8 protein-coding genes are annotated in these 12,720 nt (G+C 70.6%); 5 read left to right on the top strand and 3 right to left on the bottom strand.

The window, feature by feature from the left end; translation table 11 throughout:
• Positions 1-163 precede the first annotated feature (163 nt).
• On the bottom strand, positions 164-715 hold the full coding sequence (locus D9V36_RS17250) for a GNAT family N-acetyltransferase (protein WP_129294567.1): 552 nt from the start codon (positions 713-715) through the stop codon (positions 164-166).
• A gap of 549 nt (positions 716-1,264) precedes the next feature.
• Between D9V36_RS17250 and D9V36_RS17240 the strand changes: the two genes are divergently transcribed.
• The 3 genes from D9V36_RS17240 to D9V36_RS17230 all read left to right on the top strand — a co-directional run bounded on the left by D9V36_RS17240 (position 1,265) and on the right by D9V36_RS17230 (position 8,804).
• Positions 1,265-6,856, top strand: a complete 5,592-nt coding sequence (locus D9V36_RS17240; RefSeq protein WP_206739682.1) for an Ig-like domain-containing protein — start codon at positions 1,265-1,267, stop codon at positions 6,854-6,856.
• Between the two features lie 272 nt (positions 6,857-7,128).
• Complete coding sequence (locus D9V36_RS17235; RefSeq protein ID WP_129294566.1) at positions 7,129-7,596, top strand: hypothetical protein; 468 nt, start codon at positions 7,129-7,131, stop codon at positions 7,594-7,596.
• A 17-nt stretch (positions 7,597-7,613) separates the two neighbouring features.
• Complete coding sequence (locus tag D9V36_RS17230; protein WP_129294565.1) at positions 7,614-8,804, top strand: glutathionylspermidine synthase family protein; 1,191 nt, start codon at positions 7,614-7,616, stop codon at positions 8,802-8,804.
• Between the two features lie 119 nt (positions 8,805-8,923).
• Here D9V36_RS17230 and D9V36_RS17225 read toward each other — a convergent pair whose 3' ends face one another.
• Positions 8,924-10,264, bottom strand: a complete 1,341-nt coding sequence (locus D9V36_RS17225; protein ID WP_129294564.1) for an FAD-dependent oxidoreductase — start codon at positions 10,262-10,264, stop codon at positions 8,924-8,926.
• Positions 10,265-10,405: 141 nt separating this feature from the next.
• Here D9V36_RS17225 and D9V36_RS17220 point away from each other — a divergent pair, with 141 nt between their 5' ends.
• Entirely contained in the window at positions 10,406-11,035 is a 630-nt protein-coding gene (locus D9V36_RS17220) for a PadR family transcriptional regulator (RefSeq protein WP_129294563.1), read from the top strand.
• Between the two features lie 68 nt (positions 11,036-11,103).
• Positions 11,104-12,231 (top strand): hypothetical protein, encoded by a 1,128-nt coding sequence (locus D9V36_RS17215; RefSeq protein WP_241720902.1) that lies wholly within the window; start codon positions 11,104-11,106, stop codon positions 12,229-12,231.
• 103 nt (positions 12,232-12,334) lie between these two features.
• Here the strand turns inward: D9V36_RS17215 and D9V36_RS17210 are convergent, their stop codons facing one another.
• Positions 12,335-12,646, bottom strand: coding sequence for a hypothetical protein (locus D9V36_RS17210; protein ID WP_164992963.1), 312 nt, complete (start codon positions 12,644-12,646; stop codon positions 12,335-12,337).
• Positions 12,647-12,720 lie beyond the last annotated feature (74 nt).

Here is a 12,720-nt window from a genome sequence, read left to right as displayed (position 1 = left end):
GATGCGGGCCGCCGTAAAGCAGGTCGCCCAGGTCGCCCAGGTCGCCCAGGTCGGCCGGATAGCTGAAGTCGGCCAGGTCGCCCAGGTCCTTCAGGGCGGCTCACACCGGCGGGGCTCTGGCTCACACCGGCGGGGCTCTGGCTCACACCGGCGGGCCCCCGGCTCACAACTCCCGTACGAACGACACCCGGTCGAGCCCCGGCCCGTCGTAATCCTCCTGCACCGGTACGCCGTGGTCGTCGAGCCGGTCGCCCGGTTCCAGCCGGAAGCCCATGCGCGTGTGGTACGCGATGGAGTCGCGGTTGTTGGGGCTGGTGATGCAGCGGACCCGGCTGCGGCCGGCCGCGCGGGCCGCGGCGAAGAAACGGTCGTAGAGGGCGCTGCCGATGCCGTCCCGTCGGCCCTGCGGGCATACGCCCACGAAGTGGATATAGGCGGTTTCCGGGTCCGTCTGGGACAGAAAGCCGATCAGGAAGGCGTGCAGGGCCTGGTCCTGGCGCTCGACGAGGAAGCTGGTGTCGGCGAAGTGCTGCAGAAAGAGGCGCGGTACGAGCAACTGACGCTGCCGTGCGCCCGCCTCACCACCCAGGCCGCCCCACCACTCGGCCAGCGCCCCCTGGAGCCGCGGGTGGTCCGCAGGGACGGGGCGGCGCAGTGTCAGCCCATCGGGCAGCTCACCGGGCAGCTGTCCTGGTGCCTGTGCATGATCGGTCATGGTCACTTCCTCCGGCCGACGGTGAACGGATGGACGGGGGGACAGGGCGACGGGAGACAGGGCGACGGGGGACGGGCGACGGGAGACGGAGGGACAGCTGAAAGGGCCCGGCGCCCGACCCGTCGGCCAGCGTAGACGCCGGATGCTCCGACGGACCGGTGAACTGCGCCGTTGTGCAACGCCATTGAAGGTGGTGCGGCACCAGCTCACGGGCATGCCCCCGCGCTGATCGCACGTCCCCCGTACCGACACCGGTCACTGCCACGCCCCGCAGCGCGCGCCGCGGGGCGCCGTGCGAGCCGCTGAGCGCTGCGCCATTCAGGGCAAATGCGCGGGACGGCTATGGCGCGGCGCCCTGATGCACGCGCCTACTGGTGCTACCGACCGGCGGGTTGCCAACCTGGCGGAGGACATCGGTACGCAGATGCGGATCTCCGCCGGCGGTAATTACCGATCCTGCGCCCCAGGTTGATGCCCACTTCCCGCAGACGTCAGGCAGCTACGGGGAGCTGAACGGCCCGCCATCATCACTATCCGGAGGGCCATTCCATGGCACCCACCTTCACCTTGGCATCCGCGTCACCCAATCCAGCAGTCTTCGGACAGCCGGTCACCCTGACCGCCACCGTCATCCCGCTGGGGCTCGGGACACCCACCGGCACGGTCACCTTCGTCATCACCGGCGGGCCCACCGTGACGGGCACGCTCGTGGGCGGCACCGCGACCGTCACCGTCAGCAGCCTCAGCGTCGGTTTTCATACCATCACCGCGACTTACAACGGCAGCGCTCAATTCTCGCCGTCCAGCGGCCTGGCCTCCGTAACGGTGAACAAGGCGTCGACGACGACGACCGTCACCTCGTCCCCCGACCCGTCGACCTTCGGGCAGCCGGTGTCCCTCACCGCCACCGTCGCGCCGGTCGCGCCCGGGGCGGGCACCCCGACCGGTACGGTCACCTTCGTCATCGGCGGCGGTGGGGGCGGCACCCTGACGGGCACGCTCGTGGGCGGCACCGCAACCGTCACCACCAGCAGTCTCAGCGTCGGTACCCATGCCATCACCGCGACCTACAACGGCAATGCCCAATTCAATCCGTCCTCCGGTACCGACACACAAACGGTGCAGGCGACCCTGCTGCCGACGACCACCACGGTCACCTCGTCCCCCGACCCGTCGGTCTTCGGACAGGCCGTGACCTTCACCGCGACCGTCGCCCCCGTGCCGCCCGGTTCCGGTACCCCGACCGGCACGGTGACCTTCGTGATCTCCGGCGGCCCGACGCTGACCGCCACGCTCTCGGGCGGCACGGCGAGCGTCACCACCAGCAGCCTCAGCGTGGGCTCCCATACCGTCACGGCTACCTACAGCGGCAGCGGCACCTTCGCCGGATCGAGCGGCACGGACACCCAGACCGTGGGCAAGGCGTCCACGACGACCACGGTGACCTCGGCACCCGACCCGTCGGCGGTCGGCCAGCCGGTGACGTTCACGGCGACGGTGGCCCCGGTCCCGCCGGGCGCGGGAACCCCGACCGGCACCGTCACCTTTGTCATCAGCGGGGGCCCGACGCTGACCGGCACGCTCTCCGGCGGCACGGCGAGCGTCACCACCAGCTCACTGTCCCCCGGTACGCACACGGTCACCGCGACCTACAGCGGCGACGGCAACTTCAATACCTCCAGCGGCACGGACACCCACACGGTCGGGCAGGCCTCGACGACCACGGTGGTCACCTCGTCGCCGGACCCGTCGGTCGTCGGGCAGCCGGTGACGTTCACGGCGACGGTGGCGCCGGTTCCGCCCGGTGCGGGGACGCCGACGGGCACGGTCACGTTCGTGATCAGTGGTGGCCCGACGCTGACCGGCACGCTCTCCGGGGGCACGGCGAGCGTGACCACCAGCGCGCTGTCCGCCGGTACGCACACGGTCACGGCCACGTACAGCGGTAACGCCAGCTTCACGGGCTCGGTCGGTACGGACACCCAGACGGTCAACCAGGCGTCGACGACCACCACGGTCACGTCCTCGCCCGATCCGTCGGTCGTCGGCCAGTCGGTGACGTTCACGGCGACGGTCGCTCCGGTCCCGCCGGGTGCGGGGACGCCGACGGGCACGGTCACGTTCGTGATCAGTGGTGGCCCGACGCTGACCGGCACGCTCTCGGGCGGCACGGCGAGCGTGACCACCAGCGCGCTGTCCGCCGGTACGCACACGGTCACGGCGACATACGGCGGTGACGCCAACTTCACCGGTTCCAGCGGCACGGACACCCAGACCGTCAACCAGGCATCCACGGTCACCACGGTCACCTCCTTCCCCGACCCCTCCGTGACGGGGCAGACGGTCAACTTCACTGCCTTCGTCGGGCCGGTGTTCCCCGGCGGCGGGGTGCCGACCGGGACGGTCACCTTCGTCATCACCAACGGCGTCACGACCGTGAGCCTCAGCGGCACCCTCGACGGCGCCGGCGTCGCCACGGTCAGCACCAACGGCCTGGTCACGGCGGGCGTTTACACCGTCACCGCGACCTACAGCGGCGACGCGAACTACACCGGCTCCAGCGACACCGACACCCAGAACGTCAACCAGGCGGCGACCACCACCACGGTCACGTCGTCGCCGGACCCGTCGGTCGTCGGGCAGCCGGTGACGTTCACGGCGACGGTGGCCCCGGTCGCGCCCGGTGCGGGGACGCCGACGGGCACGGTCACCTTCGTCATCAGCGGCGGCCCGACCCTGACCGGCACCCTCTCCGGGGGCACGGCGAGCGTCACCACCAGCGCCCTGAGCGCCGGCAGCCACACGGTCACCGCCACTTACAGCGGCGACGCCAACTTCGCCGGCTCGGTCGGTACCGACACCCAGACCGTCAACCAGGCATCGACGACCACCACGGTCACGTCCTCGCCGGACCCGTCGGTCTTCGGCCAGCCGGTGACGTTCACGGCGACGGTGGCTCCGGTCGCGCCGGGCGCGGGGACGCCGACCGGCACGGTGACTTTCGTGATCTCCGGGGGCCCGACGCTGACCGGCACATTGTCCGGGGGCACGGCGAGCGTCACGACGAGTGCGCTGAGCGTGGGATCGCACACGGTCACGGCGACCTACAGCGGTGACGCAAACTTCACGGGTTCGGTCGGTACGGACACGCAGACGGTCGGCCAGGCGTCGACGACCACCACGGTCTCGTCCTCGCCCGATCCGTCGGTTGTCGGGCAGCCGGTGACGTTCACGGCGACGGTGGCTCCGGTCGCGCCGGGCGCGGGGACGCCGACCGGCACGGTGACGTTCGTGGCGACGGACGGCGTGACCACGGTGACGCTGACCGGCACGCTGAGCGGCGGCACGACCAGCGTGACCACCAATGGTCTGGTGACGGCGGGCGTTTACACGGTCACGGCGACGTACAGCGGTGACGCGAGCTTCACGGGTTCGGTCGGTACGGACACCCAGACGGTCGGCCAGGCGTCGACGACCACCACGGTCACGTCCTCGCCCGATCCGTCGGTTGTCGGGCAGCCGGTGACGTTCACGGCGACGGTGGCTCCGGTCGCGCCGGGCGCGGGGACGCCGACCGGCACGGTGACTTTTGTGATCTCCGGGGGCCCGACGCTGACCGGCACGCTGTCCGGGGGCACGGCGAGCGTCACGACGAACGCCTTGAGCGTCGGGACGCACACGGTCACGGCGACCTACAGCGGTGACGGCAACTTCACGGGTTCGGTCGGTACGGACACCCAGACGGTCAACCAGGCAGCGACCACCACCACGGTCTCGTCCTCACCCGATCCGTCGGTTGTCGGCCAGTCGGTGACCTTCACGGCCACCGTGGCTCCGGTTGCGCCGGGCGCGGGGACGCCGTCGGGGACAGTGGTGTTCGTGGCGACGGACGGGGTCACCACGGTGACGCTGACCGGGACGCTCAGCGGTGGCACCACCAGTGTGACCACCAACGGTCTGGTGACCGCGGGCGCGTACGTGGTCACGGCCACGTACAGCGGTGACGCGAGCTTCACGGGCTCGGTCGGTACGGACACCCAGACAGTCGGCCAGGCGTCGACCACGACCACGGTGACCTCGTCGCCGGACCCGTCAGTGGTCGGCGAGTCGGTGACCTTCACGGCGACGGTCGCACCGGTTGCGCCGGGGGCAGGTACGCCGACCGGCACGGTGACCTTCGTGGCCACCGACGGGGTTACCACAGTGACGCTGACCGGGACGCTCAGCGGTGGCACGACCAGCGTGAGCACCACGGGCCTGGTGACCGCGGGCGCGTACACGGTCACGGCGACCTACAGCGGTGACGCCAACTTCACCACCTCCAGCGGTACGGACACGCAGACGGTTGGCCAGGCGTCGACGACCACCACGGTCTCGTCCTCGCCCGACCCGTCGGTGGTGGGTCAGTCGGTGACCTTCACGGCCACCGTGGCGGCGGTCGCGCCGGGTGCGGGGACGCCAACGGGCACGGTGGTGTTCGTGGCGACAGACGGGGTTACCACGGTGACGCTGACCGGGACGCTCAGCGGTGGCACGACCAGCGTGACCACCAACGGCCTGGTGACCGCAGGCGCGTACACGGTCACCGCGACCTACAGCGGTGACGCCAACTTCACCACCTCCAGCGGCACCGACACCCAGACGGTGACCCAGGCCTCGACGACCACCACGGTGACCTCGTCGCCGGATCCCTCCGTGGTGGGTGAGCCGGTGACGTTCACGGCGACGGTGGCGCCGGTCGCACCCGGCACGGGTACGCCGACCGGCACGGTGGCGTTCGTGGTCACCGACGGGGTCACCACGGTGACGCTGACCGGCACGCTCAGCGGCGGCACCGCCAGCGTCAGCACCAGTGGCCTGGTGACCGCGGGCGCGTACTCCGTCACGGCGACCTACAGCGGTGACGGCAACTTCAACGGCTCGGTCGGGACGGACACCCAGACGGTGACCCAGGCGTCGACGACCACGACGGTGACCTCGGCTCCGGAGCCGTCCGTGGTCGGTGAGACGGTGACGTTCACAGCCACCGTGGCTCCGGTCGCACCGGGCACGGGGACGCCAACGGGCACGGTGGTGTTCGTGGCGACGGACGGGGTCACCACGGTGACGCTGACCGGCACGCTCAGCGGTGGCACCACCAGCGTGACCTCAACCGGCCTGGTGACCGCAGGCGCGTACACGGTCACCGCGACCTACAGCGGTGACGCCAACTTCACCACCTCCAGCGGCACCGACACCCATACGGTCGGCCAGGCGTCGACGACCACCACGGTGACCTCGGCTCCGGACCCGTCCGTGGTCGGTGAGACGGTGACCTTCACGGCCACCGTGGCGCCGGTCGCACCGGGCACGGGGACGCCGACCGGCACGGTCACCTTCGTCATCACCGGCGGTCCGACGCTGACCGGCACCCTCTCCGGAGGGACGACCAGCGTCACGACCAGCGCGCTGAACGCGGGGACGTTCCCGGTCACCGCGACGTACAGCGGTGACGCCAACTTCGCGGCGTCGAGCGGCACCGACACCCAGACGGTCGCTCAGGCGTCGACGACCACCACGGTCACGTCCGCGCCCGACCCGTCGGTCTTCGGGCAGACGGTGACCTTCACCGCCACGGTGGCGCCGGTCTCGCCCGGTGCCGGCACGGTGACCGGCTCGGTCGTCTTCGTCATCGACGGTGGTGGGGGCGGCACGCTGACCGGCACCGTCTCCGGCGGAGTCGCCACCGCCACCACCAGCACGCTCGACGCCGGTGTCCACAACGTCACCGCGACCTACAGCGGCGATGTCAACTTCACCGGATCCAGCGGCACGGACACCCAGACCGTCGGCCAGGCAGCCACGACCATCACGGCCACCTCGTTCCCCGACCCCTCCAACTCCGGCGACACGGTCGCGATCCTCGCATTCGTCTCGGCGGTGGCTCCGGGCAGCGGCGTCCCGACCGGGACGGTCAACTTCACCATCACCGACGGCGTGACCACCATCAACCTCACCGGCACGCTCGACGGCTCCGGTGTCGCCGCGGTCAGCACCCCGCTGACCACCGGCGTCTACACCATCACGGCGGTCTACGCCGGCGACACCAACTTCACCGGCTCCAGCGACACCGACACCCAGACCGTCCTCGCGGGCCCCTGACCCTCCCCGTCCCCTACTACCGCAACCACCACCAACAGTGCCGGGCCGTCCTCCCCGAGGGCGGCCCGGCCGCTTGGGTACGTGTCCGTCGCCGCCGCTGCCGCCGCTGCCGCCGCACCCGGCCTCCCGCCTTGCGGTGGTCCCACGGGTGCCGTCTACGCTGGCTCCGCTCCAACAGTTGTTCCGGAGATCCAGCTGCTGCAGCTGATGCAGATGTTGCGGTTAATGCAGATTTTCCGGATGTTCCACATATTCACGGGGGAAGGCAGAACATGGCAGAGAAGGCACGTCGGCGGCTGCGGTCGAGCACGGTGATACTGGGCGGGATGGGGGCCCTGGCCGCCGCGCTGACCTCCTGCGGCTCCGAGCCCGACAAGCGCTGTGTGGACCGCAACAGCTACGAAGCCTTCAAGGGCTACCGCATCGTCGACTCCAAGAACTGCTCGGCGGCCGGCAGCTCGTCGTCCGGAAACAGCGGCAGCGGCAGCGGAAGCACCGGAAGCGCCGGATACGGCAAGAAGGGCCGGGGCGGCGGCGCGGCCAAGACGCCCGTCGACGGCCAGTGGTACTACGACCCCGACAACGCCGGCGGCAAGTACGCCGACGAGGGCACCTTCAGCAAGACCACGGCCGTCAACCGCGGCGGTTTCGGCTGCTCCGGATCGGGCGGCGGTCACCACGGTTCCTCCGGCGGCCACCACGGTTCCTTCGGCGGCCACCACGGTTCCTTCGGCGGCTGAGCGGACGCGATACCGCCATGAAGCGCCACACCATCGAACCCCGCCCCGGCTGGCAGCAGACCGTCGAGGCGCAGGGCCTGATCTACCCGCTGACCCGCTACCCGGACGACTCGCTGCGCCCGTACTGGGACGAGAGCGCCTACTACTCCTTCACCCTCCCCGAGGTCGAGGCCCTGGAGGACGTCGTCGAGGAACTGCACGGCATGTGCCTGGCCGCGGCCGACCACCTCGTCGCGCACGACCGCCTCGCCGACCTCGGCATCGAGGACCCGCGGCTGGCGGGCCTGGTCGCCGAGTCCTGGCGCCGGCGGGACGAACTGCCCTCCCTCTACGGGCGGTTCGACCTCCACTACGACGGCAGCGGCCCGGCCAAGATGCTGGAGTACAACGCCGATACGCCGACCTCGCTGGTCGAGGCGGCCAGTCCGCAGTGGTTCTGGATGGAGGAACGCTTCCCGGGCGCCGACCAGTGGAATTCGCTGCACGAGCGGCTGGTGGCGGCCTGGAAGCGGCAGGCCCCGCTGCTGCCGCCGGGCGCGCCGGTGCACTTCGCGCACTCGGCGGGTGACGAGCTGGGCGAGGATCTGATGACCGTCGCCTATCTGGAGGAGACGGCGCAGCAGGCGGGCCTGGAGACGGTCGCCGTCTCGATGGAGGACATCGGCTGGGACCGGCTGTCGGGCCGCTTCGTCGACCAGCGGCTGCGCTTCCTGCGGGCCTGCTTCAAGCTTTACCCGTGGGAGTGGCTGGCCACCGACGACTTCGGTCCGTTCGTCCTGGACACCCTCGACAACGGCGGCGGTACGGGCTCCACTCTCTGGATCGAGCCCGCCTGGAAGATGCTGCTCTCCAACAAGGCGCTGCTGGCGATCCTGTGGGAGCTGTACCCGGGGCATCCGAATCTGCTGCCCGCCTACCTCGACGGGCCGCGCGAGCTGGCGCACACCCGTGGGTACGTCGCCAAGCCGCTGCTCGGCCGGGAGGGCGCCGGTGTCACCCTGCACGAGCCGGGAGCCGAGCCGGTGCTGCGCGACCCCGAAGACCCCTGCTGTTACCAGGAGTTGGCGCCGCTGCCGGACTTCGACGGCAATCGGGTCGTCCTCGGCGCCTGGGTCGTCGAGGACGAGTCGGCGGGGCTGGGCATCCGGGAGTCGGCGGGTCCGGTCACCGATGAGTACGCGCGCTTTCTGCCGCATGTGATCCGCTGAGGCGGCGGTCCGGCGGGGCCCGGCGCGGCGGGGATACGGGGCGCGCCGGGCGGACGGCCGGCGCTGCGCGCGGGACACCGGACGGGCAAGCGGCCGGCGGCCGCCGCACAGCAGTACCGCTATACATCGCGATCATGACCGCGGTACTGCTGCGCGGCCGCGGCCATCCTGCGCTTGAGCGGGGGCAGATGGTTCACCGCCCGCATACCGGTACGCATCCCGGCCAGCACCGCGCGGCCGACGACCGGCTTGTGGACCGGATCGCTTCCCCGCATCTGCGCCAGGGACTTCCTGACCGCCTCGAAGCCGTAGTCGATCATCTGCGTCTCGTAGTCACGGATCGCCGCCATCAGCGGCACTTCGCGGTCACGGGCCGAGACCAGCCTGTCGCACAGCAGCTCGGCGTCGCGCAACGCGGTGTTCGCGCCCACCCCGCGGCCCGGCGTCATGGTGTGGATGGCATCGCCGATCAGGGTGATGTTGCTGGTGGGCCACTGTGCGATCGGGGCCGAGGTGCGGATGTTGACGGGGAAGCAGGTGGACGGGTCGGCCAGCTCGGCCAGTGTGCGCAGCCGGACGTCCCAGGTGCGGGTGAGTTCGACCGTGAGGTCGTGCAGCTGCCGGCCGTTCATCCGCAGGACGTCGGCGGGCAGGTTCCGTGCCGCGCCGCCGAACGCCAGCATGATGTAGTCGCGGGTGTTGTCGAACTGCAGGCCGGGCCAGGCGTTGAGCAGTTCGGTGTCACTCGCGCCGATGCCCTGGCGGGGCCGGCCCCGCTCGTCCCACGGGAACCGCATGACGTGGATGACCAGCGAGTATCCGCCGGGGGCCAGGAACATGTTGACGCCGTCGATGACCTGCGGGGTCAGCAGTGCGCGGGTCGCCTCGGTGAGGGGCACCTTGCCGGTGATCCCGATCAGGCCGCTGTCCTCCAAGGGGGCGTGCGGTAAGTACTGGCGGCGGACCCGGGAGTGGGATCCGTCGGCGGCCACCAGCACGTCTCCGGTGTCCGAGGTGCCGTCCTCGAAGTGCGCGGTCACCGTGCCGTCGGGATTCTGGTCGTAGCGGGTGAAGACCTTGTCGAAGCGGACCAGCTCCTCCAGCCCGGTCAGCAGGACCTGGCGCAGGGTCATCCGGGAGACGGAACGCTCTGAACCGGCCCCGTCCGCCCCGGACTTGGCGAACCCGGTCAGCGAGAGGACTTCCTTGTACTTCTCGGTGAACACGGTGAAACGGTCACCGCTGCGCGCACAGGTCGCCACGAAGGTGTCGAACAGTTCGGGGGGCAGCAGGCGGTTGAGCGCCCGGCTGCCGTCGGGGTCGATGCCCACCCGGTAGCCCTGGAGCCCACCGCCGCGCGTGCGGTCGCGCTCGTGGACGGCGCAGCTGATACCGGCCCGCTTCAGGCCGTGGGCCAGAGCCAGTCCGCCGGTGCCGGCGCCAATGATGATCACGTGCATGGATTTTCCGGTTCCTTCCTGAAGAGGAACAGCCGAGGACCGGGATAGTGACATGACACCTAGGTGCACTGCAACTAATCACGACGTGCCTAACTGTGCTGCGACTAGTTGTGGTGCCGGTATCCGGTGTACCGTCGCCCCGTGACCTCGACATTCCGCCGTTCCCCCCTGGCCCTGGCGGTCCTGGGCCTGCTGGAGTCCGGCCCGCTGCACCCCTACGGCATCCAGCGCCTGATCAAGCAGTGGGGCAAGGACCAGGTCGTCAACGTCGGCCAGCGCGCCGGCCTGTACCGCACGATCGCCCGCCTGGAAGACGCCGGACTGATCGCCGTCGGCAGCACCGAGCGCGACGAGCGCTACCCCGAACGCACCACCTACCGCCTCACCGACGCGGGACGGGCGGCCGCCCGCCAGTGGATGGCCGAGATCCTGTCGACGCCCCGCAACGAGTACCCCGAGTTCCCCGCCGCACTGTCCTTCCTGCCGGTACTCACCCCGCAGGCCACCCAGGACCTGCTCCACCAGCGGCGCGACCACCTCGCCCGACGCCTCACCGAACTCGACGCCGAACTCGCCGCTGAACCCACGAGCGAGGCCGAAGTCGGCGCCCTCCCGAGAGTCGCCCTGATCGAGAGCGAATACCTGCGCGCGGTCACCCAGGCCGAACTGGCATGGGTGGACGGCATCCTCGCCGCGCTGGACGACGGCTCATTCACCTGGAACCGCGAAGAACTCGACCGGATCGTCGCCGCGGCCCGCGACAACACGTGACGGGCGGCGGGCGCCAGACGCCGGACATTGGTTGGTAGTTGGGCGCGCTGCCGGCCTCGGCGTCGGTGATGCTGCGTTCCCCTGAGGAGGATGACAGCATCGGGCTGGCCCTCGGGGCCGACCCGATCGACGCCCTGCTGCCGATGTGGAGGTTCGAGTTGGACCGGCGACGTTTCCTCACGTCCTCCGCGTACTCGGTGGCCGTCGCTGCCCTGCCCCTGACCCACGTGCAGGAGATCGCCGACCGCACCACTGCGGCCCGCTCCGGTCACGTCGTCGGCATGGCCGAGGTCACCGCCGTGCGCGACATGGTGCGCGCCTTCTCCGAGATGGACGAACGCCACGGCGGTCAACACGGCCGCAGCGCACTCGTGCAGTACCTTCGCGACGACGTCGCCCCTCTGTGCCGGGGGCGCTTCCGCACAGGGGAAATCCGCCGGCACATGCTCTCCGCCGCCTCCCGTGGCGTGCACCTACTGGGCTGGAAGTCCTACGACGCAGGCCAGCAGGGGCTCGCACAGCGCTACTACCTTCAGTCCTACGCACTCGCCGTCGAATCCGAAGTCCCCGGGCACGACGGGTTCGTGATGCGCACGATGGCTATGCAAGGGCTCAAGCTGCACCGGCCCGAACACTGCCTCGGCCTGGCACAGACAGGACTGAATCGCGCCAAGGGGAAAGTTGATACCCAGACGGAATCCCTGTTCCGCGTCGTCCACGCCCACACCCTCGCCAAGGCCGGACAGCGCACGGCCGCCCTCGCCGAAGCCGAGCGGGCGAGCGTCCTGCTGACCGCCGGCCCCGGCGACGAAGTGCCGTTCTGGGCCCTGGCCTGGGGACCTCCGGCCGCATCGGTGTACTCGCGCAACGCCAAGGTCTACGAGACGCTCGGCGACCACCGGACCGCCGCCGAGCAATACAGCCGTGCCGCCGGGGCCCGCCCGGCCGGGACCTACGCGCGCATCGTCGCCCTGGACCTGGTCGCAGGCGCCGAAATGCAGCTCAAGCGCGGTCAGATCGAGCAAGCGTGCGCCACCTGGAACCGGGCCCTGGATCACATGGACGGCGTACGGTCCGTCCGCACCCGTAAGGCGGTGGCCCGCATGCGCGGCGACCTCGCCCGCTTCCGCACCCGCGGCGTACGCTGCGCGGCCGAACTGGACGCACGCGCCATCGACTTCCTCGCCGGCGCCTGATGTGAGCAACTTCTGTCCGGCCGATCGTGCCCGATCGCGGACCGGACGACGACCGCACCCGCTACCGGCGTTCCGGCGGCAAGGCCCTCGCCGCGGAAGCCGCCTACTTGACGGAGGTAGGCCCGAGGGCGGCCAAGCGCTCGCCCCGGCTCTCGGCCACCCGGCGCACATCGGCAAGGTGTGCGGTCAATTCGACGGCCAGCAGGTGCAGTTCCCCGGGTGTCCACGCCCGTCCGGCGAGCAGGTGGCGGGCTTCGTCGATGAGATCGTCGGCCGAGCAGAGCTGCTCTTCCTCGATCCGGTCGGCGATGCGGGAGACATATCCGGTCCCGTCGCCTGCCAGGAAGCACGGTTTCCCGTCCGGGCTGGTCCACGGCAGCAGCCGGACGAAGTCCCTCGCTGTAGCGTTGGACATGTCATCAACTCCCTTGTAGTTGAGGGCCACGCCCCGGGCCGTTCCACCACGGTCGCGGGGGTCCTCTTCGTTTG

Source organism: Streptomyces lydicus (genome assembly GCF_004125265.1).
GTDB lineage: Bacteria > Actinomycetota > Actinomycetes > Streptomycetales > Streptomycetaceae > Streptomyces > Streptomyces lydicus_C.
The sequence above is the reverse complement of the archived record's forward strand: the minus strand, read 5'-3'. Positions and strand labels throughout refer to the sequence as shown.